Source organism: Rhizorhabdus antheiae (assembly GCF_049889055.1).
GTDB lineage: Bacteria > Pseudomonadota > Alphaproteobacteria > Sphingomonadales > Sphingomonadaceae > Rhizorhabdus.
In genome coordinates this window covers 170,564-193,829 of the sequence record NZ_JBLTWO010000007.1, presented here as the reverse complement: position 1 = coordinate 193,829, position 23,266 = coordinate 170,564, and the positions used below count along the sequence as shown (strand labels likewise).

General features: G+C 66.4%; 23 protein-coding genes, 1 tRNA gene and 1 pseudogene. 8 read left to right on the top strand and 17 right to left on the bottom strand.

Features of this window, described 5'->3' with window-relative positions:
• Window positions 1-44 precede the first annotated feature (44 nt).
• Window positions 45-1,241, bottom strand: a complete 1,197-nt coding sequence (locus ACNI3R_RS14685) for a LysR family transcriptional regulator (RefSeq protein WP_426184600.1) — start codon at window positions 1,239-1,241, stop codon at window positions 45-47.
• Window positions 1,242-1,334: 93 nt separating this feature from the next.
• Between ACNI3R_RS14685 and ACNI3R_RS14680 the strand changes: the two genes are divergently transcribed.
• From ACNI3R_RS14680 to ACNI3R_RS14665, 4 genes and pseudogenes are all read left to right on the top strand, one after another.
• A complete protein-coding gene (locus ACNI3R_RS14680; RefSeq protein ID WP_426184703.1) occupies window positions 1,335-2,009 on the top strand; it encodes a 4-carboxy-4-hydroxy-2-oxoadipate aldolase/oxaloacetate decarboxylase in 675 nt (224 codons plus the stop codon).
• Window positions 2,010-2,082: 73 nt separating this feature from the next.
• Window positions 2,083-3,117, top strand: a complete 1,035-nt coding sequence (locus ACNI3R_RS14675) for a 4-oxalomesaconate tautomerase (protein WP_426184598.1) — start codon at window positions 2,083-2,085, stop codon at window positions 3,115-3,117.
• Window positions 3,114-3,998: an amidohydrolase family protein gene (locus ACNI3R_RS14670; protein ID WP_426184596.1), complete on the top strand. Its 885-nt coding sequence runs from the start codon at window positions 3,114-3,116 to the stop codon at window positions 3,996-3,998. Before ACNI3R_RS14675 ends, ACNI3R_RS14670 begins: the two co-directional genes overlap by 4 nt.
• A 24-nt stretch (window positions 3,999-4,022) precedes the next feature.
• A pseudogene (locus ACNI3R_RS14665) lies at window positions 4,023-4,388 on the top strand (TonB-dependent receptor domain-containing protein); the annotation flags it as partial.
• A 312-nt stretch (window positions 4,389-4,700) separates the two neighbouring features.
• On the opposite strand, the gene ACNI3R_RS14660 reads toward ACNI3R_RS14665, so the two are convergent.
• The 5 genes from ACNI3R_RS14660 to ACNI3R_RS14640 are packed head-to-tail and all read right to left on the bottom strand — an operon-like array spanning window position 4,701 to window position 11,106.
• Window positions 4,701-6,011, bottom strand: a complete 1,311-nt coding sequence (locus tag ACNI3R_RS14660; protein WP_426184594.1) for an MFS transporter — start codon at window positions 6,009-6,011, stop codon at window positions 4,701-4,703.
• Window positions 6,012-6,070: 59 nt separating this feature from the next.
• A complete protein-coding gene (locus ACNI3R_RS14655; RefSeq protein ID WP_426184592.1) occupies window positions 6,071-8,215 on the bottom strand; it encodes an acetate--CoA ligase family protein in 2,145 nt (714 codons plus the stop codon).
• Window positions 8,216-8,235: 20 nt separating this feature from the next.
• Window positions 8,236-9,072: a p-hydroxycinnamoyl CoA hydratase/lyase gene (locus tag ACNI3R_RS14650; protein ID WP_426184590.1), complete on the bottom strand. Its 837-nt coding sequence runs from the start codon at window positions 9,070-9,072 to the stop codon at window positions 8,236-8,238.
• A 26-nt stretch (window positions 9,073-9,098) separates the two neighbouring features.
• Window positions 9,099-9,641, bottom strand: a complete 543-nt coding sequence (locus tag ACNI3R_RS14645) for a DUF3237 domain-containing protein (RefSeq protein WP_426184588.1) — start codon at window positions 9,639-9,641, stop codon at window positions 9,099-9,101.
• A gap of 13 nt (window positions 9,642-9,654) precedes the next feature.
• A complete protein-coding gene (locus tag ACNI3R_RS14640; protein WP_426184586.1) occupies window positions 9,655-11,106 on the bottom strand; it encodes an aldehyde dehydrogenase in 1,452 nt (483 codons plus the stop codon).
• A 128-nt stretch (window positions 11,107-11,234) separates the two neighbouring features.
• Between ACNI3R_RS14640 and ACNI3R_RS14635 the strand changes: the two genes are divergently transcribed.
• Window positions 11,235-11,666: a MarR family winged helix-turn-helix transcriptional regulator gene (locus ACNI3R_RS14635; RefSeq protein WP_426184584.1), complete on the top strand. Its 432-nt coding sequence runs from the start codon at window positions 11,235-11,237 to the stop codon at window positions 11,664-11,666.
• A gap of 338 nt (window positions 11,667-12,004) precedes the next feature.
• Here the strand turns inward: ACNI3R_RS14635 and ACNI3R_RS14630 are convergent.
• A tRNA-Met gene (locus tag ACNI3R_RS14630) sits at window positions 12,005-12,081 on the bottom strand.
• A gap of 126 nt (window positions 12,082-12,207) precedes the next feature.
• On the opposite strand from ACNI3R_RS14630, the gene ACNI3R_RS14625 reads away from it, so the two are divergent.
• Window positions 12,208-13,440, top strand: coding sequence for an NAD(P)/FAD-dependent oxidoreductase (locus ACNI3R_RS14625; RefSeq protein ID WP_426184582.1), 1,233 nt, complete (start codon window positions 12,208-12,210; stop codon window positions 13,438-13,440).
• 81 nt (window positions 13,441-13,521) lie between these two features.
• The gene (locus ACNI3R_RS14620; protein WP_426184580.1) at window positions 13,522-13,929 is read left to right on the top strand and encodes a DUF3775 domain-containing protein; all 408 of its coding nucleotides are present in this window, start codon (window positions 13,522-13,524) and stop codon (window positions 13,927-13,929) included.
• Here the strand turns inward: ACNI3R_RS14620 and ACNI3R_RS14615 are convergent.
• The 3 genes from ACNI3R_RS14615 to ACNI3R_RS14605 form a co-directional block, all read right to left on the bottom strand.
• Entirely contained in the window at window positions 13,898-14,431 is a 534-nt protein-coding gene (locus ACNI3R_RS14615) for a 2'-5' RNA ligase family protein (RefSeq protein WP_426184578.1), read from the bottom strand. The genes ACNI3R_RS14620 and ACNI3R_RS14615 overlap by 32 nt on opposite strands.
• Window positions 14,428-16,389, bottom strand: a complete 1,962-nt coding sequence (locus ACNI3R_RS14610) for a potassium transporter Kup (RefSeq protein WP_426184576.1) — start codon at window positions 16,387-16,389, stop codon at window positions 14,428-14,430. The genes ACNI3R_RS14615 and ACNI3R_RS14610 overlap by 4 nt, the downstream gene beginning before the upstream one ends.
• 158 nt (window positions 16,390-16,547) lie before the next feature.
• Window positions 16,548-16,988: an Lrp/AsnC family transcriptional regulator gene (locus ACNI3R_RS14605; protein ID WP_296625888.1), complete on the bottom strand. Its 441-nt coding sequence runs from the start codon at window positions 16,986-16,988 to the stop codon at window positions 16,548-16,550.
• Between the two features lie 131 nt (window positions 16,989-17,119).
• On the opposite strand from ACNI3R_RS14605, the gene ald reads away from it, so the two are divergent.
• The gene (ald, locus tag ACNI3R_RS14600; protein ID WP_426184573.1) at window positions 17,120-18,217 is read left to right on the top strand and encodes an alanine dehydrogenase; all 1,098 of its coding nucleotides are present in this window, start codon (window positions 17,120-17,122) and stop codon (window positions 18,215-18,217) included.
• A gap of 152 nt (window positions 18,218-18,369) precedes the next feature.
• Here the strand turns inward: ald and ACNI3R_RS14595 are convergent, their stop codons facing one another.
• Genes ACNI3R_RS14595 through ccmC form a run of 7 tightly spaced genes read right to left on the bottom strand, consistent with a single transcriptional unit; the run spans window position 18,370 to window position 23,181 of the window.
• On the bottom strand, window positions 18,370-19,002 hold the full coding sequence (locus tag ACNI3R_RS14595) for a tetratricopeptide repeat protein (RefSeq protein ID WP_426184571.1): 633 nt from the start codon (window positions 19,000-19,002) through the stop codon (window positions 18,370-18,372).
• Window positions 19,002-19,427, bottom strand: a complete 426-nt coding sequence (locus tag ACNI3R_RS14590) for a cytochrome c-type biogenesis protein (RefSeq protein ID WP_426184569.1) — start codon at window positions 19,425-19,427, stop codon at window positions 19,002-19,004. Before ACNI3R_RS14590 ends, ACNI3R_RS14595 begins: the two co-directional genes overlap by 1 nt.
• On the bottom strand, window positions 19,424-19,951 hold the full coding sequence (locus ACNI3R_RS14585) for a DsbE family thiol:disulfide interchange protein (protein ID WP_426184567.1): 528 nt from the start codon (window positions 19,949-19,951) through the stop codon (window positions 19,424-19,426). The genes ACNI3R_RS14590 and ACNI3R_RS14585 overlap by 4 nt, the downstream gene beginning before the upstream one ends.
• A complete protein-coding gene (locus ACNI3R_RS14580; RefSeq protein WP_426184565.1) occupies window positions 19,948-21,873 on the bottom strand; it encodes a heme lyase CcmF/NrfE family subunit in 1,926 nt (641 codons plus the stop codon). Before ACNI3R_RS14580 ends, ACNI3R_RS14585 begins: the two co-directional genes overlap by 4 nt.
• Entirely contained in the window at window positions 21,870-22,337 is a 468-nt protein-coding gene (gene ccmE, locus ACNI3R_RS14575) for a cytochrome c maturation protein CcmE (RefSeq protein ID WP_426184563.1), read from the bottom strand. Before ccmE ends, ACNI3R_RS14580 begins: the two co-directional genes overlap by 4 nt.
• Window positions 22,337-22,468: a heme exporter protein CcmD gene (ccmD, locus tag ACNI3R_RS14570; RefSeq protein WP_426184561.1), complete on the bottom strand. Its 132-nt coding sequence runs from the start codon at window positions 22,466-22,468 to the stop codon at window positions 22,337-22,339. Before ccmD ends, ccmE begins: the two co-directional genes overlap by 1 nt.
• On the bottom strand, window positions 22,465-23,181 hold the full coding sequence (ccmC, locus tag ACNI3R_RS14565) for a heme ABC transporter permease CcmC (RefSeq protein WP_426184559.1): 717 nt from the start codon (window positions 23,179-23,181) through the stop codon (window positions 22,465-22,467). Before ccmC ends, ccmD begins: the two co-directional genes overlap by 4 nt.
• Window positions 23,182-23,266: the final 85 nt, after the last annotated feature.

Here is a 23,266-nt window from a genome sequence, read left to right as displayed (position 1 = left end):
AGGCTGGACAAGACCCAATCCAATTGCACCTCTGGTTATTGATTTTAGTGAATTCTTGTTTCCATGGAGGCCTGACGGATGAGATCGATCAACCGCTGCTGCGCCTGTGTCGGCCGCCAGTTGCGGCGTGTGGTAAGGCCGATGGTGCGGACCGAATCCGGCACTTCGGCATCGATCCGCACCAGCATCTGCGTCTCAAGCTCGACCGCGATCTGATCGGGGGAGAGCAGGGTCAGGAGGTCGCTCTGCATCACCAGCCCGCGGATCACCATCACCGAACCGCATTCGACCGGCACGGGCGGGGTATCGCCCGGAAACAGCGATTGCCAATGCGCGCGCAGCGGCGTGCCTTGCGGACCCACGACCCATGATTGCCTCTGCAATTCGGCGCGGGTGACGCTGCGTCCGGCGAGGGGATGGTCCTTGCGCGCGAACACCGCCAGCCGGTCGGCGAACAACGGCACCTGGATGACATCGGCGGGCGGATCGTCACGCAGCGCGCCGACCATCATGTCGATAGCCCCGTCGATCAGCGGGTCGATCAACTCGCGCCACGACCCCTCGATCACGTCGATCACCGTGCCAGGCACATCGCGCAGGAAATGGGCAAGCGCGTGAGGCAGAACCAGCGCGCGGCTGAGCGGCATCGCACCGACGGCGATGCGACCGCCTGGATCGTCGTCGCCCCGGGCTTCGGCGATCCCGGCGGCGATCTCGCCCGCCGCGAGCCGCGCGCCGCGGGCCAGCGCCCGGCCCATGCCGGTCAGCACCATCCCCCGCCCGCGCCGCTCTGCCAGCGCTTGCCCAGTGATCTGTTCCAGCTCGCGCACCGCCCGGTGAATACCTGGCTGCGACATGCCGCTCGCCGCCGCCGCTCCTGCAAAGCCCTGCGCATGGGCGAAGTGGAGGAATGCCTGCAATTGCGTCGCGGTCATCAGCTGTTCGGGTCGCGAGAAGCCCCGCCCGCCCGCCCGCCCGGGACGGCGCATGGCGGCGGCAAGGTGGGCAGCGGCACGCTCCACCCGTCCGGCCAGCGCCATCCCGGCAGGCGTCGGCAAGACCCCGCCCGGATGCCGCTCGCACAGGGTCACAGCCAGTTGCCGCTCCAGCTTGGCCAGCCCCTGCGTCAGCGCCGGTTGCGAGAGGCCCGCCACCTCCGCCGCGCGGTTGAGACTGCGCAGTTCCACCACGCTGACCAGCGCGCGCAGGTGCCTCAGGTTCAGGTCGAAGGGCTGGATCACGGGAGCATCTATAGCAAAAACCTATTACGCATCGTCAACTTCGATTGGCGAGTCTTGCTCGCGCGCAGGCACGGTAACGCGACAAGGAGTGTGATCATGGGAATTGTCGTCCAGAATATCGCGCGCACCGATCTGGCAGTGGTCGATGGCCTCGCGGCGGCCGGGGTCGCGACGGTTCACGAGGCGCAGGGGCGGATCGGCCTGCTCGCCCACCACATGCGCCCGATCTATTCGGGAGCGCGGATCGCAGGCAACGCGGTCACGATCTCGGCCCCGCCCGGCGACAACTGGATGATCCACGTCGCCATCGAACAGCTTCAGCCCGGCGATATCCTCGTGCTGGCTCCCACCAGCCCTTGCGTCGACGGCTATTTCGGCGATCTGCTGGCAACCAGCGCGATGGCGCGCGGGTGCCGGGGGCTGGTCATCGATGCCGGCGTGCGCGATGTGCGCGATCTCACCCAGATGGGCTTTCCGGTGTGGTCCAAGGCCGTGTTTGCGCAGGGAACGGTCAAGAACACGCTCGGCAGCGTCAACGTGCCGATCGTCTGCGCGGGCGCGGCGATCCAGCCGGGCGATGTGATCGTCGCCGATGATGACGGCGTGTGCGTCGTCCGGCGCGAGAACGCAGCCGATGTGCTCACCCAGGCTCGGGCACGCGAGGCCGCCGAGGAGGCCAAGCGCCAGCGGCTGGCGGCTGGCGAACTTGGGCTCGACATATACAACATGCGCCCTCGCCTTGCCGAGATGGGTCTGAAATATGTCTGAGCCTGCCCGCTCGGCTAAAGTGGGTGCCGGCTCTGTGCCCGGAACGGGCCGTCAGCAAACGGGCATCCGCTGCATGTGGATGCGCGGAGGGACGTCGAAGGGCGGCTTTTTTCTGAACGACGATCTGCCCGCCGATCCTGCTGCCCGCGATGCGGCATTGCTGCGGGTCATGGGGTCGCCCGATCCGCGCCAGATCGACGGGATGGGCGGCGGCGATCCATTGACCAGCAAGGTGGCGGTCGTCAGCAAGTCATCGCGGCCCGGCGTCGACGTCGATTACCTGTTCCTGCAGGTCTTCGTCGATCAGGCGATCGTCACCGACGCGCAGAATTGCGGCAATATGCTCGCCGCCGTCGCCCCCTTTGCCATCGAGCGCGGATTGGTGACGCCGCAGGGCGATGTCACGCAGGTGGCGGTCTACATGGAGAACACCGGACAGGTAGCGACAGCCAGGGTGCCGACGCCCGGCGGCCGGGTGGACTACAGCGGCGATGCAGCGATCAGCGGAGTGCCCGGCACGGCGGCGGCGATCCCGCTGGTGTTCCGCGATACCGCCGGATCGTCCTGCGGCGCGCTGCTGCCCACAGGGCGCGGGGTGGATGTGGTCGACGGCGTCAAGGTGACCCTCATCGACAACGGCATGCCTTGCGTCGTGATGGCCGCTGCTGATGTGGGGATCACCGGCTATGAAGACCGCGACACGCTCGATGCGGACATCGCGATGAAGGCGCGCGTGGAGGCCATCCGGGTCGCCGCAGGGCCGCTGATGAACCTCGGCGATGTGCGCGAGAAATCCGTGCCCAAGATGATGCTCGTCGCGCTCCCGCGCGAGGGCGGTGCGATTGCGGTGCGCTCACTTATCCCGCACCGCGTCCATGCCTCGATCGGGGTGCTTGGCGCGGTGAGTGTCGCCACCGCCTGCCTGATCGAAGGCTCGCCCGCCGCCGCGCTCGCCCGCCTGCCGGAAGGGCGCACCCGGATCATCGGGGTCGAGCACCCCACCGGCGTCACCGAATGCGTCGTCACCACCGACACCGAAGGCCAGCCGGTCGAGGCCGGGATGCTGCGCACCGCGCGCAAGCTGATGGATGGAGAGGTTTTCCTATGAGCACCACCGACGCCGAGGGGCGCATCCGCAGTTGGGCGCTGGACCCGGCCAAGCCGCGTTTCACTCCGCCGCCGGGCGCGGTCGATGCCCATTGCCACGTGTTCGGTCCTCAGGCGCAGTTTCCGTTCAGCCCAAAAGCCAAGTATCTGCCGCAAGACGCCGGGGCCGAGGCGCTGTTCGCCCTGCGCGATCACCTCGGCTTCACCCGCAACGTGATCGTCCAGGCGAGCTGCCACGGCACCGATAACCGTGCGACGCTTCATGCCATTGCACAGTCGAAAGGGATGGCGCGCGGGGTGGCGGTGGTCGATCCCGCAATCAGCGATGCAGAACTCGACGACCTGCACGAGGGTGGCATTCGCGGCATAAGGTTCAACTTCCTCAAGCGGCTCGTCGATGATGCGCCCAAGGACCGTTTCCTGGATCTGGCAGGCCGGATCACCCGGCTTGGCTGGCATGTGGTGGTCTATTTCGAGGCCGACATTCTGGAGGAGTTGCGCCCCTTCCTCGCCGCGATTCCGGTGCCGATCGTCATCGACCACATGGGCCGCCCCGATGTGACGCAAGGCCCGGATGGCCCCGACATGGCCGCCTTCCGCCGCCTGCTCGATAGCCGCGAGGACATCTGGTTCAAGGCCACCTGCCCGGACCGGCTCGACCCTGCAGGCCCGCCCTATGCCGATTTCGTGCGCGCGGTGCGCCCGCTGGTCGAGGACTATCCCGACCGGGTGCTGTGGGGCACCGACTGGCCACACCCCAATATGCAGGACATGCTGCCCGACGATGGCGCGCTGGTGGATGTCATCCCGCTGATCGCTCCGATGGAGGCGCTGCAGCACAAGCTGCTCCGTGCCAATCCGATGCGGCTCTATTGGTCTTAGCACAGGGATCTTTCCTACGAGCTTGCCTCCGGGCTGACCGTATCGGCCGGAGCGCGCTATTCGGAAGAAAAAAAGAACGTCAACAACACGCAGACGGTGCAGGTGCTCAGCACCTCCGATCCGCCCGGGCCGGCGGTTTTCCCGGCAGGAACCGCGCTGGCATCGCCGCCTGCTCTGGCGCTGAGCCGCAAGGACACCGACTTCGCGCCGCGCATCGTGATAGATTACAAGGCGACTAAGAATATCCTGCTCTGTGCGAGCTACTCGCAAGGCTTTAAATCGGGCGGCTTCAATGCCTTCCGCGGCAGCAATCCGGTCTTCTCGCCCGCAATGCATTTGGCGAGGCAAATGGCCTGCTCTATGGCCTGTTCCTCCTCGGAGGAGCGATAGGCCCCGCCTTGTCGGGGTTCCTGATGGACGCGAGCGGCAATTAGGCCGTGTCGCTGATCACGGCCGCCGTCTTGCTGGTGCCTGCGCCATGAACGCCGCAGCCCTGACGCCCGCCTGGTCCGCTTAGCGTATCGGCGATCGGTCGGGGATATATGAGCCTCGGCCTGCCTTTGGTGAAAAGCCCGAAGTGGCGGTGCTGGAAAGCGGTGGCGAACTCGGCATAGGGTTCGTCAGCAATGACTAGGGCGAGGATGACCTGCGCACGGCCGACGCAGATCGATACCGAACTGCTCCCCGACGCTGAATTGGCAATCAGCCGGCGGGGGCGGCCTGCCGCCGCGCCAGGACCAGCAACGCGGCGGCCGCGACCAGGGAGCCCATCGCCATCGTCACCGCCACCGCCTGCAGGCCATAGCCTGCCGAGAACAATATTCCCGCCACCGCAGGAGCCATGGCCGACCCGCCGCGACCGATGCCGATGATGAACCCGGTCGCCGTGCCGCGCAGGTCGGTGCCGAAGCTCTGCGCGATCAGGCCATAGAGCCCGACAACCCCGGCGTTGGTTGCAAATCCAGCCAGCGCTGCCACCAGCGACAGCGAGGCGAGGTCGGACTGGCCGCTGCCGAACAGGATCACCAACCCGGTCGACAGCACCATCGCGGCAATGGTCAGCACGAACAGGCGCACCCGTGCGGTAAGCAGGCCAAGCAGCAGCGATCCCGTCGCCCCGCCAATGCTGGCCCAAACCAGCACGCCGGCAGCCTCGGGCGCGGGATAATTCATGTCGACCACGATCTTGGGTATCCACTTGAGGATAAAGTAGAATGTCATGATGTGCGCAAGATAGGCGATGGTCAGCGCCACAGTGGTTGCGACCAGCGCAGGCTGAAACAGCTGGGACAGCGGAAGCCGTCCGCGCGCGGCCGGCCTGTCGGGCAAGGCCTCGATCCCTCCATGGCCCATTCGTGCAAGGGTCGCATTGATCCGCTCCAGCGCCTTCGCCCCGCGCTGCCAGGCCAGAAAGGAGACCGATTCCGGCACCCGCCAGAGCGTCAGCGGGATCATTGCTGCGGACCACGCAGCACCGAACAGGAAGACGGCGCGCCAATCGAAATGGGCCAGCAGCGACGATGCAATCAGGCCGCCGATGATCGTACCGAAAGGATAGCCTGCTGCCATCAGCACCACAGCCAGCGCGCGATGGCGGGCGTTGGCCGCTTCGGCCACGGCGGCGTTGATCGCAGCCAGCATTCCCCCGATGCCGAGCCCCGTCAGCATACGCCAACCCGACAACGCCAGAACCTCATGCGCAGCGGCCGCCCCCAGCATCCCCGTTGTCATCAGCAAGAGGCACCCGATGATCGTAGGCCGCCGCCCCGCGCGATCGGCCACCTGCCCGAGCATGAGGGAGCCTATCGCCATCCCCACCAGTTCCATCGACAGCACCAGCCCCAGCGCCGCGCGGTCAACCCCCCACTCGGCGGCAATCCCCGGCGCGGCGAAGCTGATCGACATGACGTCGAACCCGTCGAGCGCGTTGAGAGCGATCATCGCCGCGACGATGCCCCACTGAAACCGTGACATCGGGCCGCTGTTGATCACTGCTGCGGGATCATTGCGCATTGTCTTTTCCTCCCTGTCAGAGCGTCGGTCTCAGCCGCCTGCCCTGTCGCCGTCCCGGCTTAATCGGTTCCTGCCACCAGCATCAGCGCATCGAGCGCAACTACGCCCTCGCCCGCCGGATGGATGATGACCGGGTTGAGATCGACCTCGCGGATTACCGGCGTGCCGATCAGCACGTCCATCAAAACGGTTACGGCGCGGGCCACGGCGGCAACGTCGAGCGCGGGCGACCCGCGATAGCCGTGCAGCAGCGCGGCGCTCTGCAACCGGCCGAGTTCGGCGATGATCGCTGCCTCGGTCATGTCGGGGGTGATGAGGCGCACATCCTGCAATATTTCTGCGGTGATGCCCCCGAAACCGACGAGCACCACCGGCCCCCAGTCGGGATCGCGCTTGGCCCCGATGATCAATTCCACTCCGCGCTTCCCCATCGCCTCGACCAGCGCGCCGTCCAAGGTGATGGCGGCATCATAGGCGGCGACATTTTCGTGGAGCCGCAGCCAGGCCGCCCGCACCGCATCAGCATCGGCGAGACCAAGGATCACGCCGCCCGCATCGCTCTTGTGGCTGAGTGCAGCCGCCTGTGCCTTGATCGCCACGGGATAGCCGACCCGCTCGGCAACAGCGACCGCCTCGTCGACCGAGCGGGCGAGCCCGCCTGCGGGAAAGGCGAGCCCCATCGGAGCAAGCATCGCCTTGGCGCGATATTCGGGGATCACACCCTGCATGCCGCCGAGGTCGAGCGCGACTGGCTCGGCAACGCGCGCATCCAGAACGCGGTCATCCAGCGCGCCGAGACGGGCGATGGCGCGCAGGACCCGCTCGGTGCTCGGAAACACCGGCACCCCTGCCGCGCGCAGGGCATCGCGGTCGGCCGTGCTGATCGCCGCGCCTTCATCGAGCCCGGCATAGATCAGCGGTTTGACCAGCTGCATATCCTGCACGGCGCGCAGGATCGCGGGAAGCTTGATCGCGGTGGTTTTGTCGTCGGTCTGGATGATCCCGACGACGATGCAACCGAAGCGTGGATCATCGTGCAGCGCCTTGATGAGGCGGTAGTAGATGTCGGGCTCTACCAATCCCTGGGCGGTGATATCGAGCGGATTGCTGACCGCGACGAAGTCCGGCATCGCTGCGCGCACGGCGGGGGCGTTGGCGTCGTCAAGCGCCGGAAGCGCGACGCCCAACCCTTCGCACAGATCCAGCGTCAGCGCCTTGAAAGCTCCGGATTCGCCCAGCACCGCCGTGCCGCCGACGGGCAGCGCCGGACAACGCGCGGCAATCTCCGTGATGTCGCCCAGCTCTTCGAGCGTTTCGGCAAAGAGAACGCCGGTGCGTTCGACCAACGCGCGCATCAACGCATAATCGCCCGCCAGCGCGCCGGTATGGGTCGCGGCACTCTCTCGCGCGGCGGCCGATTTGCCGGGGTGCAGCAGCACGATCAGCTTGCCCGCCGCGCGTGCGGCGCGGGCGGCGGCCAGGAAGCGCTGCGGCTGGCGGAATTGTTCGACGATCATCGCGATCACGCGCGTTGCCGGATCCGCGACGAGATACTCGACATAGTCCTCAACGCCGCTCGCTGCCTCGTTTCCGGTCGAGACGGACAGGGTGAGATTCATCGCGCGGCCCATCAGCATGGTACCCAGCACCGCTGCCATAGCACCCGACTGCGAGACGATCCCCACGCCAACACCCGGCCCCGGCAGCGGCACCAGCGTTTCAACGAAGGTCAGCGGGATGCGTGCAGCGAAATTGACGAGGCCCAGGCAGTTCGGCCCTTCGATCACCATGCCGCTTTCGGCTGCGATCCGGGCGATTTCGCGCTGATCGGCAAGGCCCTGTTGCCCGCCTTCCGCAAAGCCGGCCGAAAACACGATTGCCGCCCCGCAACCGCGCGCGGCCAGCGCCCGAAGTGCGTCGAGCACGCCGGCGCGCGGGATCGCCAGCACGGCCGCATCCACCCCTTGCGGCAGCGCCTCGATCGAAGCGAGGCAGGGCCGCCCGCCGATTTCGTCGCGCTTGGGATTGATGAGGTGGATGTCCCCGGCAAATCCGTTGCGTTCGAGATTGGCGAGCACCGATGCCCCCAGCGCGCCGGGCTTCTCCGATGCCCCCACGACCACCACCGAGCGCGGCAAGAGCAGGCGTTCAAGGCCCGGGCGCACCACGCCGGCCGGCGGCGAGGTGAGGGTATCGATCGTCATGACATGTCCCCCCGCGCCGCTCAGACGGTCTGCCTCGACTTGTCGTAAGCGCCCAGACCCGGCTTGTAGGTCTTGTCGTCGATGAACTGGCGGATGCCTTCCTTGCGCCCGTCATTGTCGAAGGAATTGGCGGCTTCCTGCGCGCGGATCAGATAGTCTTCGGCATTGTCGTAGGTCATCTCGCGCACCCGGCGGATCGCGTCCTTGGTGGCTTTCAAGGCGACCGGGTTCTTGGCCAACAGCACCTTGGCGACCTCCTCAACCCGCGCCCGCAGCGCGTCGGCCGGCAGGGCTTCATTGACGAGGCCCCATTCGGCGGCGGTCTTGCCGCTGATATTCTCGCCCATCATCGCGTGATACATGGCTTTGCGGAAGCCGGTCAGTTCCACGATGACCTTGGACGCGCCGCCACCCGGCAGAATGCCCCAGTTGATCTCGGACAGGCCGAAGGTCGCATCCTCGGCTGCGAAAGCGAGGTCGCAGCCGAACAGCGGGCCATAGCCCCCGCCAAAGCACCAGCCGTTGACCATCGCGATGGTCGGCTTTTGGAACCACCGCAACCGCCGCCACCAGCCATAGGCCTCGCTCTGCGCGGTGCGGGTCCCGGCGAGGCCGAGGGCTTCGGTCTCACGGAAATACTCCTTGAGATCCATTCCTGCCGACCACGCCGTGCCCTCGCCTGAGAGCACCAGCACGCCGACATCCTCGCGATATTCGAGCGCGTCGAGTACCCGCATCATCTGGCGGTTGAGCTTGGGGCTCATGCAATTGCGCTTCTCAGGGCGGTTGAAGCGGACCCAGGCGACGCCATCGATGACATCAAAAGCAACGGTCTCGGACTCGGGACGATCGGTCATGGTAGTCTCCATCGGTAGAACAGGGGTCAGTCGATGCTGAAGATGTCGATCTGGACGAGATCGGGGCGGCGGATGCCGCTGGCGACAAAGGCGGTGCGCGACAGCCAGCCGTGCGCGCCGGGGGCGACATCGAAACGCGGGGTGGTGCGGAAGTAATAAGCTCGAGGATCGACCGGCACCCCGCGCGCGAGATCGGCCGTCACCGCCTCGCTGGCGATCCGCAGGCCAGCATTCTCGACCCCAATGACGGTTCCGTCTTCCGCCTTGAGGAAGTAACGCGCGGTGACCTCTGTAACGCCGCCTGGCCGGATATCCTGCCAGTCCCCGCCCCATGGCAGGACTTCACCGGTGAGGCGCGGGCCTTCGACCGTCCCGCCGACAATCGGGATGAAGCGCCGCTGCGCGCCCGCAATCGTGCCGAGCTCGACCGGTGTGGCGACCTTGACCAGGACGGTAAACGCATGGGCCAGGCCGGGAGCGGGCGCTGCCGGGCCTGCCAGCGCCCGCACCCCCGGCATGGCGACCAATCCGGCAATCCCTCCGAGAAACAGGCGGCGACTGGTGGGCATGGCGCGCACTCCTTCAGATCGGATAGTGGCCGGGCTCGGTCTCGAGCGTGATCCAGCGCAGTTCGGTGAAGGCGTCGATCCCGGCCTTGCCGCCGAACCGGCCATAGCCCGAGGCCTTGGTGCCGCCGAAAGGCATCTGCGCCTCATCATGCACGGTCGGACCGTTGATGTGGCAGATGCCCGAGCTGATCTGGCGCGCAACCCTGAGGCCGCGTGCTGTGTCGCGGGTGAAGACGGCGGCGGACAGGCCATATTCGGTGTCGTTGGCAAGCGCGATCGCTGCAGCCTCGTCGCGCGCGCGTATGATCCCGACCACGGGGCCGAAGCTCTCGTCACGGAACAGCTTCATCGTCGGGGTAACGCCGTCGATGACATGGGCGGGCATCAGCACGCCATCGGCCGCGCCACCGACAAGCTGGCGGGCGCCTGCAGCCAGCGCGTCCTCGACCAGTGCGGCGACATGGGCGACCGTCTTCAGATCGACCACCGCGCCAAGCGGGGTCTTGCCTTCACGCGGATCGCCCACCGCCATGGTGCGGACTTTGGCGGCAAATTTTTCGGCAAAGGCATCGGCGATCGCCTCGACCACGATGATACGTTCGGTCGACATGCAGATCTGGCCCTGATTCATGAAGGCCCCGAATGCTGCCGCTTTGACCGCTTCGTCGAGATCGGCGTCTTCCAGCACGATCAGCGGTGCCTTGCCCCCCAGTTCGAGCAGCGCAGGCTTGAGATTGTCGGCACAGCGCCGCGCGATGATCCGGCCGACCGCAGTCGATCCGGTGAAGTTGACCCGCCGCACTGCCGGGTGATCGATCATTGCGCCAACAACCTCGCCCGCATCCTCAGGCGCGTTGGTGACGAGGTTGACCACGCCCGCGCCAAGGCCTGCATCGGCAAAAGCCTCGATGATCAGCGCATGCGTGCGCGGGCATTGCTCGGAGGCCTTGAGCACCACCGTGTTGCCGCAGGCGAGCGGTACCGCGATGGCGCGCGTGCCAAGGATGATCGGCGCATTCCATGGCGCCATGCCGAGCACGACTCCCGCAGGCTCACGCAGCGCCATGGCGATGCAGCCGGCCTTGTCCGAGGGGATCACCTCACCGCCGATCTGGGTGGTCAATGCCGCCGCCTCACGGACCATACCGGCTGCGAGCATCAGGTTGAAGCGCGCCCAGCCTTCGGTCGCACCGATCTCGCCCATCATCGCATCGACGAACTGATCGGCGCGCGCCTCCATGGCCGCGGCGGCGGCCATCAGCTTGACGCGCCGGGCATTGGGGCCAAGCGCGGACCATGCAGGAAATGCAGCACCAGCTGCATCGCATGCCGCAGCGGCCTGCGCAGGCGTTGCAGCCGCAGCACGCGTGACAACGGCGCCGGTAACCGGATCGCGCCGCTCAAAGCAGGCATCGCCCGGCAGTGCTTCGCCACCGATGAACAGAGCAACACTCGATTCAGACATTTCCGACTCCGGGAGAGAATGGCTTATTGTTATGTAACATAACATAACACACCCACCTTGTGATGCAAGTGAATCCGGTGGCAGTCGCAACGGCCTTGGGGCATGGGCCGGACAGAAAGGGCAGGATCATGACCAGCTTGGAAAATCCCGTCGCGCAGCATCTCGGTTACCGCATGCGCCGGGCCTCCATCATATTGATGGGTCGAGCCGCGCAAGCAGCGGAACGCTTCGGTCTCAGCATCACACAGGGCACCGTGCTGACCCTCATCAGCGCTAATCCCGGCTGCCGCCAACGCGATCTGTGTGAGGAACTGGGGATCAAGCGTGCGAACATGACGCCGATCATCGCAGCGCTCGAAGCGCAGGGCCTGCTGGACAGGGCTGCCATCGACGGCCGGTCTCAAGCGATGCGCCTGACGACGAAGGGCAGGCAACTCACCAATGCCCTCCTAGCGGATCTTGAAGCGACGGATGCCCGTATCAGCGAGGTTCTGGCGGCCGAAGAGCTGAGTGAGCTGAAGCATATTCTGGCACGGCTCGAGCGCGGGCTTGCGCCATGAACAAGGCCGGGGCGGTTCAGTCGCCGCCTGAAGCTCCAGCTCTTTAGGCCGCCCGGCGCGTTCACAAATGTCAGGCCGACGACGGCGGGGTCCGGCCGACGACGGCGGGGTCCGGCCGACGACCAAACGCCATCGAGTCAAGCATTGCGGGGGTGAAGTCCTGTCTTCTCATGCGAATCTCGGCAGTGAGAGACGACGAAACCAGTTCACAAACCCGTTCACTAGGGGGTCTGAATGAGCCTAAATGTAACCAACCGGTACAGTTTGGGGGCAAGAAAAATCGTCACCTCGAAGGCCGAAAAAACGGCGGAAATACGAGGTTTTTCCAAGATTTCCGGTGGTAGCGGAGGAGGGACTTGAACCCCCGACACGCGGATTATGATTCCGCTGCTCTAACCAACTGAGCTACTCCGCCCCAAAGGCGTCCGCGAACGCGGTGGAGCGGGCCTATAAGCAGGGTGCGAGGGCCGGTCAACTGGACTTTGCCGTTCCACCCACTACAGACCGCCCCAGCTTGAAAACATGGCGGGGAGATTCGCAATTGGCCCAGTATGACGTGCTGATCGTAGGCGCCGGTCATGGCGGCGCACAGGCGGCCGTGGCGCTGCGACAGAACAAGTTCGAGGGCAGCATTGCGATCGTCGGCGACGAGCCCGACCTGCCCTATGAGCGCCCCCCGCTCTCCAAGGAATATTTCTCGGGTGAGAAGAGCTTCGAGCGCATCCTGATTCGCCCGGCCAGCTTCTGGGACGACCGCAAGGTCGACATGCTGCTCGGCCGTCGCGTCGAGAGCGTCGATCCGGCCGCGCACAGCGTCACCCTCACCGATGGCTCGACCATCGGTTATGGCAAGCTGGTCTGGGCGACCGGCGGCTCTCCGCGCCGGCTGACCTGCTCGGGCCATCATCTGAGCGGCGTCCACGGCGTGCGCACCCGCGCCGATGCCGACCGGATGCTGAGCGAGCTCGAGCGGACGAGCAATGTCGTCGTCATCGGCGGCGGCTATATCGGCCTCGAGGCGGCGGCGGTGCTGTCGAAATTCGGCAAGAAGGTCACGATCCTCGAAGCGCTCGATCGGGTGCTGGCGCGCGTGGCGGGCGAGACGCTGTCGCGCTTCTACGAGGCCGAGCACCGCGCGCATGGCGTCGACGTGCAGCTGAACGCCAAGGTCGACTGCATCCTGGGCGACGAGCAGGACCGGGTGACCGGAGTGCGCATGCACGACGGCAGCATCATTGCGGCGGACATGGTGATCGTCGGCATCGGCATCATCCCTGCGGTCGAGGCGCTGATCGCGGCCGGCGCGGCCGGTGGCAACGGCGTCGATGTCGACGAATATTGCCGCACCAGCCTCCCCGACATCTATGCGATCGGCGACTGCGCGATGCACGCCAACGCCTTTGCCGACGGGCAGCGCATCCGGCTGGAGTCGGTCCAGAACGCCAATGATCAGGCGACGACCGCAGCCAAGCATATCCTAGGCACCGAGGAAGCCTATCATGCGGTGCCCTGGTTCTGGTCGAACCAATATGATCTGCGGCTGCAGACCATGGGCCTGTCGATCGGCTATGACGAGACGATCGTGCGCGGCGATCCAGCGACGCGGAGCTTCTCGATCATCTATCTGAAGAACGGCAAGGTGCTGGCGCTCGATTGCGTCAATGCGGTCAAGGATTATGTGCAGGGCAAGGCGCTGGTGACCAAGGGCCTGACGCCCGACAAAGCCGCGCTCGCCGATACGGAAGTCCCGCTGAAGACGCTCGTTCCGGCCTGACGCACCACCGCTCGGGAACCCTGACCGCGCGTCCACGTTGGAAAGCGCGCCGATAGCGGCTGGACAAGCGAGGATCGTGCGATGGAACTGACGGTTTCCCTGGAAGATATCTGCCGCCTGATCGTGCGTTCGCGCGAACTGGAGGCCCAAGTGCCTGCGATCGAGACCGAGGAGGACGAGGATCCGACCGACAGCGACGATCCGCTGGCGGTGCTTGAGGACGAAGCCAATGAGGCCGTCGAGGAAGAGGTCCGCGCGCTGATCGAGGATATGGCCGACGACGAGCAGATCGAGGTGCTGGCGCTGGCGCTGGTCGGGCGCGGGACGTTCGACGCGAGCGAATGGGACGAGGCATTGGAGGCAGCAGGCGAGCAGGATGCCGAGCCGATCGTCGACCAGCTGATGGAGATGCCGATGCTGGCGGGGTATCTCGACGCCGGCCTGGCCGCCTTCGATCTCAGCTGCGCGGGGATCGGCCAGATCGAGTGAAGCGCCAGTCGCCGATCGAGTCCCACGGACCGCCGCGATACCAATAGGCCGACAGGCCATCGATCCGCAGCGGGCGGGCCTCGAAGTCCTTCGACAGCTCCGCCATCAGCGCGCGTGCGTCGGCCGGGGTGACCTTGTTCTGAATGGTGATATGCGGCCGCCAGCCGGCGCGATCCTGCGGGGTCAGCATAGGCTCGAACGCCTCGGCGATGCGGGACCGGATGGCAGCGAGACCGGGGCTGTCGACGCCGAAGGCGACGCCCCTCCCCAGCGACAGCAGTCGTGAGATGCGCGCGGCGGGGGCGATGGTCGTCCGCACTTCGCGCATCAGCAGGCGGCGCAGCTCGTCGAGCCCCGACGGCGGCAAATGGTGGAACAGCGTCAGATGGGCGCGCAGTACATTGCGCTCGGGCGGAAAATGCACCCGCCGCAGGCCGTCCGCCCAGGCGAGATCCTCGTCGCCCAGCAATGCGGTGACGATGATCGGCGCGGTGCCGGTCAAATCTCGACCTGGCTGCCCAGCTCGACCACGCGGTTGGTCGGCAGCTTGAAGAACTCCATCGCGCTTTCGGCGTTTCGGAGCATCCAGGAAAAAAGCTTCTCGCGCCAGATCGCCATGCCGGGATGCGCCGAGGGCAGCAGTGTCTGCCGGGCGAGGAAGAAGCTCGTGTCCATCATCTTGAACGCAGGCCCGCAGGTCTGCGTATCCGCCAGCACCGCCGGCACGTCGGGGTCTTCCATGAAGCCGTAATTGATGACGATGCGGAAGAAGCCCTGGCCCAGATCGGCGCAACTGACCCGCTCGGTCGTGCGGACATAGGGAACGTCGGCGATCTTCACGGTCAGCAGAATCACCCGCTCATGCAGGCATTTGTTGTGCTTCAGGTTGTGCAGCAGCGCGTGGGGCATGCCCTGCGCCTGCGAGGTCATGAACACCGCGGTGCCGGGCACGCGGACGGCGGAATTGACCGCCGACTGGACGAACACCTTGACCGGCATCGACGCCTGGCGAAGCCGGTCGATCATCAGCGCCCTGCCCCGCGCCCAGGTGGTGAGCAGGGTGAAGGCGATGAAGCCGATCAGCAGCGGGAACCAGCCGCCATCGGGCACCTTGGTGAGGTTGGCGCCGAAATAGGCGAGGTCGACCGCCGCGAAGACCGCGATCAGTGGCGCCGCCACCCATTTCTTCCATCCCCACAGCTGGATCAGCACGACTGCGATCAGGCAGGTGTCGATCGCCATCGCGCCGGTTACCGCGATGCCATAGGCGGCGGCAAGGTTCGACGAGGTGCGGAAGGATATCACCAGCAGGATCACCATGACCATCAGGCCCCAGTTGATCGCCGGGATGTAGATCTGCCCGATCGAGCCGGCGCTGGTGTGGGTGATGCGCAGACGCGGGATGAAGCCGAGCTGGATCGCCTGCTGGGTGACCGAGAAGGCGCCGGAGATCACCGCCTGGCTTGCGATGACCGTCGCCATGGTCGCCAGGATCACCAGCGGCAGGCGCAGCATTTCCGGGGCCAGCAGGAAGAAGGGGTTGTGGATCGTCTGCAGCGCGGTCGCCATGTCCTGCGACAGCAGCATCGCGCCCTGGCCAAGATAGTTGAGCATAAGCGCGGGCAGGACGAAGACGAGCCAGCTGACCCCGATCGGCTTGCGCCCGAAATGGCCCATGTCGGCATAGAGCGCCTCGGCCCCCGTCACCGCCAGCACCACCGAGCCCATGGCGAGGAAGGCGAAATAGCCCTCCTCCAGGAAGAAGCGGACCGCGTACCAGGGATTGAGCGCAATCAGGACATGGGGATTGTCGACGATGTGCCACACGCCCAGCGTCGCGAGCACCGCGAAATAGACGAGCATGATCGGGCCGAACAGCAGGCCCACCTTGGCCGTCCCGCGCGCCTGGATCGTGAACAGGCCGATCAATATGCCCACGGCGAGCGGCAGAACAAGCGGTGCGAACCGGGCCTCCACCGTAGTCAGGCCCTCCACCGCCGACAGGACCGAGATCGCCGGCGTGATCATGCTGTCGCCATAGAACAGCGCCGTCGCGAACACGCCGAGCAGGACGATGCCCTTGGTCCAACGCTTGTTGTTCTCGGTCTTGCGGTTGATCAGAGCGAGGAGCGCCAGGCTGCCGCCCTCGCCCTTGTTGTCGGCGCGCATGATGATCGCGACATATTTGAAGGTCACGACGACCATCATCGACCAGAAGATCAGGCTGAGGACGCCCAGGATATGGACTTCGTCGGGCGGCAGCGGATGGTGGCCGGCGAAGGTCTCGCGAAAGGCATAAAGCGGGCTGGTGCCGATGTCGCCGAAAACGACGCCGATCGCACCGAGCATCAGCGCGGCCATCCCGCCCTGCGCATGACCGCCGCCCGGCAGATGATTGTCGGGCGCTGCAGAGTGCGGCACCGCCTGCACGGAAGCGTCGCCCGTGCCCTCATTCGTCATGCGAGGTCAGCCTTCATGTCGGTGCCCAGTTCGAGCGCCCGTCCTTCCCCTGGATCGAGCGGCATAGCGGCGGCGCCCTAGCACGGGCGGGATAGTGCTAGCAACGGCGTGGGGCTCCAGCCGTTCCATCGAGGGCCGTTCCATCGCGGGACGCGCTGTCAATCGTCCTTGAGCAGGGTCCGCAGCGTCATCTGCGTCACCAGCCGCAACACGCCGGGCAGTGCGGACAATATGTCGCGGTGGACGCGCTCGTAGCTGTCGTCCTCGGCCACCTCCACCTTCAACAGATAATCCGACTCACCGCTGAGCAGATAGGCCGCCACGACGTGCGATGTGCGCTCCAGCGCCTGCTCGAACGCCATCATCGTCGCCTGCCTCTGATCGGCCAGGGTGACCTGCACGAACATCGTCGAGGGATTGCCCCGCGCTTCGTCGGACAGACGTGCGCGATAGCCGCGGATCATGCCGGCCTGTTCGAGCGCCTTCACGCGGCGATGGACGGCGGACGGCGACAGGCCGACCTTGTCGCCCAGCTGCTCGCTGGTCAGGCTCGCATCGCGGGCTAGCTGTGAGAGGATCTTGCGATCGATACGATCCATGCGGGAGTTTTTGGCATGACTAGGGGGTTCCGCGCAAACCCCTGCGCGCGGCTGGCTCAACCGCGTCGACCTTCGCAACTTTTTCCCGTCAGCGGGGGGTTATGATGGGTGGTCATTGAGAGGAGTGAGCCATGCGGATCGGTGTTCCCAAGGAAATCAAGAATCACGAATATCGGGTTGGTCTGACCCCGGCCTCCGTAGCCGAACTCGCCGCCGCCGGTCACGAACTGATCGTCGAGACGCGCGCCGGAACCGGCATCGATTTCGAGGACGAGGACTATGTTGCCGCAGGCGCCCGGATCGCACCGAATGCGGGCGCGGTCTTTGCCGCCGCCGACATGATCGTCAAGGTCAAGGAGCCGCAACCGTCCGAGATCGCGCTGCTCGAGGCGCGCCACACGCTGTTCACCTATCTCCACCTCGCCGCCGACAAGCCGCAGGCCGAAGGGCTGATGGCATCGGGCGCGACCTGCATCGCCTATGAGACGGTCACCTCGCGCTCGGGCGCGCTGCCGCTGCTCAAGCCGATGTCCGAAGTCGCCGGCCGCATGTCGATCCAGGTCGGCGCCCATTATCTGGAAAAGGAACAGGGCGGACGCGGCGTGCTGCTGGGCGGCGTGCCCGGCGTGGCGCCCGCGCGCGTCGCCATCCTCGGCGGCGGCGTCGCCGGCATCAACGCTGCGCAGATGGCGGTCGGCCAGCGTGCCGACGTCACCATCTACGACATCAACAATGATCGCCTCGCCGAACTGGACATGCATTTCGGCAGCCAGATCAAGACCGCCTATGCATCGAAGGCCGCGATCGCGGCCGCCGTCGCCCGCGCGCATCTGGTGATCGGCGCGGTCCTCGTGCCGGGCGCGGCGGCGCCGAAGCTGGTGACGCGCGACATGCTCAGGACGATGAAGCGCGGATCGGTGCTGGTCGACATCGCGATCGATCAAGGCGGCTGTTTCGAGACCAGCCATGCCACGACCCATGACGATCCCGTCTTCGAAGTCGACGGCGTGATCCATTATTGCGTCGCCAACATGCCCGGCGCGGTCGCGCGCACCTCGGCCTTCGCGCTGAACAACGCGACCCTGCCCTTCGTCCAGAAGCTGGCGGCGCTGGGCGCCGATGCGGCGATGGCGGCCGATCCGCACCTCGCTGCCGGCCTCAACGTCGCGGGCGGCCAGATCCGGCACAAGGCCGTGGCCGAAGCGCTCGACCTGCCCTTCGCCGGCTAAGCTTATCGGTCTTCCTCCCCTCTTCCCCCGGAGGGGAGGATCGGGAGAGGGAGACAGGGCCATACCCCCCTATCCCCGGACCTGTAGGGCGCGGCCTTCCCCGGCCGCGCCGTCCCTCTCCCACCCCCGTCAGGAAGCGGGCGACGTCCGCGTCAGCGGGCGGCCATACCCGCCTTGAACCGTTCGAGCTCGACCAGCCGCTCTTCGATATCGTTGCGCCACGGCGCACCGGGCGGCGCGCTTTCGAGCAGCTGGCGCCACACGAGCTCGGCCTGGTCGAGCTGCCCGGCCTGCGCGTAGGACAGCCCCATGAAGAAGCGCGGGCCCGGATGATCGGGTGCGATCGCCTGCGCCCGCTGGAAGGCGAGCTGGGCGGCTGGCGACATCTGGTTGCCGCCATGGATGAAGAAGGCGTTGCCGAGGCCCACCCACAGCTCGGCGCTGTTGGGCCGCTTCTCGAGCGCACCCTTGATGATCCCGATGGCATAGAGGTTGAGCCCTTGCCGATGGAAGGCGTCGGCAGTGCCGAGCACATCGGCATCGGCGCCGAAGCGGCTGAGCAGCTTTTCCCGCTCCAGCGCGAAATCGCTGTCGGGGACCTTGGCCATGTCAGCGGGCGGCGTGGGCTTGCCGGACAGGCCCGGCGAACCCTGCCAGGCATAGCCGGCAACCGCGATGAACATGGCGGCGCCAACCAGTTCGAGCCCGCCCTTGGGCAGGCGACCGAAGCGCCACAGCACGGCTACGACCAGCACCGCGAGGACCGCGAAGACAATCCAGCCCATCAGCTTTTCCTCCGGCGCTTCAACCGCCCGCTCGTGATCCAGATGCCAAGGCCGAGAAACAGCGCCGGGAGCAGGTAGAGCGGCCAGGTCAGCCGGTCGAGCGGCGGCGTGAAGCTCACCCAGTCGCCATAGCGCTCGATCAGCCAGGCGCGGATCGCCTCGGGCTTCTCGCCGGCCTCGATCCGGGTCCGGATCAGCGCGCGCATGTCGCCCGCCATTTCCGCATCCGAGTCCGCGATCGACTGCCCCTGGCACACGAGGCAGCGGATCGTCTCCATCAGCGCCTTGGCCTGGCGCTCCTGCTGCGGATCGGCGAGCTGCTCATTGGCATAGCGCGCAGCCGGCATCAGCGAATCGGCGAACAGCGGCGCAAGCGGACTCGCAACCAGCGTCGCAGCGCCTGCAATGGCGAGGAGCCGCCTCATTTCGCAGCCGCCAGTGCGGACATCAGGCCCGGCACGTCCTCGGGATTGATCGCGCCGATATGCTGACGGCGGATGATACCCTGGCCGTCGACGATGAAGGTTTCGGGCACGCCGGACGATCCCAGCGCGATCTGCACGCTGCTGTTCACGTCGCCGCCGATCGCCCGATAGGGATCGCCGTTGCGGGCGAGAAAGCGGCCGAGATCCTCGGGCCGGTCGCGGATCGCGATGCCGTAGATCGGCACGCCAGCCTGCGCCAGCTGCGCCAGCTGCGGCGATTCCTGGATGCACGGAATGCACCAGCTCGCGAAGATGTTGACCAGATGCGGCTGGCCGTTGGCGAGTTCCGCACTGCTGAGGCCCGGTTTGCCCGCGATGCCAGCCGGAAGCGAGAATTGCGGCATCGGCTTGCCGACCAGTTTCGACGGAATGGTCTTGCTCTCAGGACTGATCAGCCCACCGGCGAACACCACCATGAACGCGAGGAACATCGCCAGCGGCAGCCAGATGAGGAGTTTCCTCATGCGTAGCGCTCCGCCGGCGCGTGGCGCATCTCACGACGGACGCGACCGATCAGCGACAGCAGGCCGCCGAGCGCGATCAGAACGCCGCCGGCCCAGATCAGCGTCACGAAGGGCTTCCACCACAGTCGCAGCTGCCAGCGGCCCACCTCGTCCGACTTGCCGATGACGACATAGAGCTGGCCATCGAGCACGGTCGTGATCGCGGCCTCATTGGTCTCGGCCTGGGGTGACGGGAAGGTCCGCGTCTGCGGGTGCAGGGTGAAGGGTACGCCAGTACCGCGCTGCGCGGTGATGCTGGCCTCGACGGCCGTGAAGTTCGGACCGGCGACCGGCTCCACATCGTCGAGACGGATGGTGTAGGGACCGACCCGGTGGCTTTCGCCCATACGCGCGGCCACCAGCGTTTCCTTGGTGAAGGCACTTTCCGCCGCCATGCCGGCCATGCTGACCGCGATACCGAGATGCGCGATCACCATGCCCCAGGTGAACAGCGGGGTACGCCGCAGATTCCGCTTCCACAGCGGTGCCAGCGAGCCGACACCGACGCCCCCGGCCGCGACCAGACCGAGCAGCGGCAATATGCCGATGCCGGGCGCGAGGAGCACGACCAGCAACAGCACGACCGCCGCGATCAGAAGCGGGATCGCCATGCGCGTCAGCACCGCCTTCAGTTCGTCGCGCCGCCAGCGCATCACCGGGCCTGCCGCCATGACGGCGACAAGAACCAGCGCGAGCGGGCCGGCCGCGGTGTTGAAATAGGGCGGGCCGACCGACAGCTTCTCGCCGGTCACGGCTTCGGCCATCAGCGGGTAGAGCGTGCCGACCAGCACGATGCCGAGGATCGCCGACAGCAGCAGGTTGTTGATGACCAGCGCGCCTTCGCGGCTGACCGCGTCGAAGCGCGATCCCTCGCGCACCGTGCCGACGCGCAGGCCGAACAGCGCGAGGGCACCGCCGATATAGATGGCGAGCAGGGCCAGGATGAAGCTGCCGCGCTTGGGATCGACGGCGAAGGCATGGACCGAGGTCAGGATGCCCGAGCGCACGAGGAAGGTGCCGACCATCGACATCGAGAAGGCGACGACCGCGAGCATGACTGTCCAGGCGCGCAGGCCTTCGCGCGTGGCAAGCACGGTGACCGAATGGAGCAGCGCCGTCGCTGCCAGCCAGGGCATGAGCGAGGCATTCTCGACCGGATCCCAGAACCACCAGCCGCCCCAGCCGAGTTCATAATAGGCCCAGTAGCTGCCGGCGGTGATACCAAGGGTGAGGAGAATCCAGGCGCCGAGCACCCAGGGGCGCATAGCCTTGGCAAAGGCCGCGCCCACATCGCGGGTCACCAGCGCGCCGACCGCGAAGGAAAAGGCGACCGAAAGGCCGACATAGCCGAGATAGAGCGTCGGCGGATGGAAGGCGAGGCCCGGATCCTGAAGCAGCGGGTTGAGCCCCTGCCCTTCGGCCGGTGCAGGGTCGATGCGGGCAAAGGGGTTGGAGGCGAACAGGAGGAAGGCATAGAAGCCGAGGCCGATCGCCGCCTGCGCCGCCAGCGTCGCGATCAGCGTGCGTTCGTTCAGCCGCCGCTCGAACAAGGCTACGCCGCCGCCGGCCACCGCGAGGATGGTGACCCACATCAGCATCGAGCCTTCGTGGTTGCCCCAGGTTCCGGCGAATTTGTACAGCAGCGGCTTGGTCGAGGCATCGTTGGCAACGACCAGAGCGACCGAAAGGTCGACCGTGACGAACAGATAGACGAGGGCCGCGAAGGCCAGTGCCGTCAGCACTGCCTGGACGACCGCGACGGGACGCACCGCCGCGAGCAGTTCGGCCCGGCCGCTCGACACGCCCATGATCCCGAACAGCAGCTGCAGCCCCGCAAGCGCCGCCGCGAGCCACAGCGCCGCCAATCCTGCCTCGGCTATCACGTCGTCCCCTTCCCCTTGCCCGGCCCCGCGTCCAGGCTCTCGGTCTTGTGCATCTCGCCCGCAACCTGCGGCGGCATGTAGCGCTCGTCATGCTTGGCGAGGATGTTGGTCGCGACAAAGCTGCCGTCGGGCTGGAAACTGCCCTCGGCGACCACGCCCGAATTTTCCTTGAACAGGTCGGGGACGATACCCTTGAAGGTAACCGGCACGGTCTCGGCATTATCGGTCACGACGAAGCGGATCGTCACGCCATCGCCCATGCGCTCGATCGACCCGCCCTTCACCATGCCGCCGAGCCGGACGGCGCGGCCGGTATCGACATGGTCGCGCTTCGCATCGGACGGCGTATAGAAATAGGAGGCCTCGTCCTTCAGCGCGGACATCGCGAGCAAGGCCGCGCCGACGATCGCCACGACCGCGAGCAGCGCCAGGATCAGCCTCTGATTCTTCGCCTTGACCGCCATCAGTCGCGCCTGCCCAGCGCTTCGGCCTGACGCTCGGCGCGGCGCATCCAGCGCAGCGATGCGACGAGCACGCCCAGCGTACCGACGATGGTGACCGCATAGGCTGCGGCGATGAAGGGCCAATGTGTCATTCGGATGCCATTCGCTTGAGCCGCGCAGCGACCTTGGCCTCGGCCAGCAGCGCGCGCATCCGCATCAGGACGATCGCAGCGAACAGCAGGGTGAAGCCGAGGGTGGTCAGCGGCAGCGGCCAGAGGAGTGAGGGATCGATCTTCGACCCGGCCAGCCCGATGCTCTGCCCCTGATGCAGGGTCCGCCACCATTCGACCGAATAGTGGATCACCGGGATATTGGCCGCGCCCACGACGCCGAAGATCGCCGAGATGCGATCGTTGCTGCCGCGCTCGGCACCAGCCGACGACAAGGCGATATAGCCGAGATAGAGGAAGAACAGGACGAGCATCGAGGTCAGCCGGCCATCCCATTCCCACCAGGTGCCCCAGGTCGGACGCCCCCAGATCGAACCGGTCGCGAGGCAGATCGCACTGAACAGCGCACCCGGCACCGCAATGGCGCGCGCGGCGACCGCTGCCAGCGGGTGGCGCCAGATCAGTTGCATCAGGCTGGACACGGCAATGCCGCTCCACCCCGCCATCCCCAGCCAGGCGGCCGGCACGTGGACGTACATGATCCGCACGCTCTGCCCCTGCAGATAGTCCTGCGGGGTGAAGAACAGGCCGCCGACGATGCCAGCCGTGATCAGCACGAGCCCCGGCCAGCCCAGCCAGGACGTCAGCGGGCGCGCGATCGACAGGAAGCGGGCGGGGTTGGCGAAGATATGCACGACGGCATGGGGATAAGGACCAAATGCGTCCTCCGCAATGGTCCATCGGGGAAGCCTTGCGCGCCGTCGCGATAGCGACCATCGC

Excerpts from the sequence above, each read along its gene's own strand:
- ccmD (WP_426184561.1), bottom strand. The coding sequence starts at position 22,468 with ATGACACATTGGCCCTTCATCGCCGCAGCCTATGCGGTCACCATCGTC.
- ACNI3R_RS14585 (WP_426184567.1), bottom strand. The coding sequence starts at position 19,951 with ATGAGGAAACTCCTCATCTGGCTGCCGCTGGCGATGTTCCTCGCGTTC.
- ACNI3R_RS14655 (WP_426184592.1), bottom strand. The coding sequence starts at position 8,215 with ATGACGATCGATACCCTCACCTCGCCGCCGGCCGGCGTGGTGCGCCCG.
- ACNI3R_RS14590 (WP_426184569.1), bottom strand. The coding sequence starts at position 19,427 with ATGAGGCGGCTCCTCGCCATTGCAGGCGCTGCGACGCTGGTTGCGAGT.
- ACNI3R_RS14610 (WP_426184576.1), bottom strand. The coding sequence starts at position 16,389 with ATGACGAATGAGGGCACGGGCGACGCTTCCGTGCAGGCGGTGCCGCAC.
- ACNI3R_RS14595 (WP_426184571.1), bottom strand. The coding sequence starts at position 19,002 with ATGGGCTGGATTGTCTTCGCGGTCCTCGCGGTGCTGGTCGTAGCCGTG.
- ACNI3R_RS14640 (WP_426184586.1), bottom strand. The coding sequence starts at position 11,106 with ATGTCTGAATCGAGTGTTGCTCTGTTCATCGGTGGCGAAGCACTGCCG.
- ACNI3R_RS14645 (WP_426184588.1), bottom strand. The coding sequence starts at position 9,641 with ATGCCCACCAGTCGCCGCCTGTTTCTCGGAGGGATTGCCGGATTGGTC.
- ACNI3R_RS14675 (WP_426184598.1), top strand. The coding sequence starts at position 2,083 with ATGTGGATGCGCGGAGGGACGTCGAAGGGCGGCTTTTTTCTGAACGAC.
- ACNI3R_RS14605 (WP_296625888.1), bottom strand. The coding sequence starts at position 16,988 with ATGGATCGTATCGATCGCAAGATCCTCTCACAGCTAGCCCGCGATGCG.
- ccmE (WP_426184563.1), bottom strand. The coding sequence starts at position 22,337 with ATGGCGGTCAAGGCGAAGAATCAGAGGCTGATCCTGGCGCTGCTCGCG.
- ACNI3R_RS14670 (WP_426184596.1), top strand. The coding sequence starts at position 3,114 with ATGAGCACCACCGACGCCGAGGGGCGCATCCGCAGTTGGGCGCTGGAC.
- ACNI3R_RS14650 (WP_426184590.1), bottom strand. The coding sequence starts at position 9,072 with ATGACCGATCGTCCCGAGTCCGAGACCGTTGCTTTTGATGTCATCGAT.
- ACNI3R_RS14660 (WP_426184594.1), bottom strand. The coding sequence starts at position 6,011 with ATGCGCAATGATCCCGCAGCAGTGATCAACAGCGGCCCGATGTCACGG.
- ald (WP_426184573.1), top strand. The coding sequence starts at position 17,120 with ATGCGGATCGGTGTTCCCAAGGAAATCAAGAATCACGAATATCGGGTT.
- ACNI3R_RS14620 (WP_426184580.1), top strand. The coding sequence starts at position 13,522 with ATGGAACTGACGGTTTCCCTGGAAGATATCTGCCGCCTGATCGTGCGT.
- ACNI3R_RS14635 (WP_426184584.1), top strand. The coding sequence starts at position 11,235 with ATGACCAGCTTGGAAAATCCCGTCGCGCAGCATCTCGGTTACCGCATG.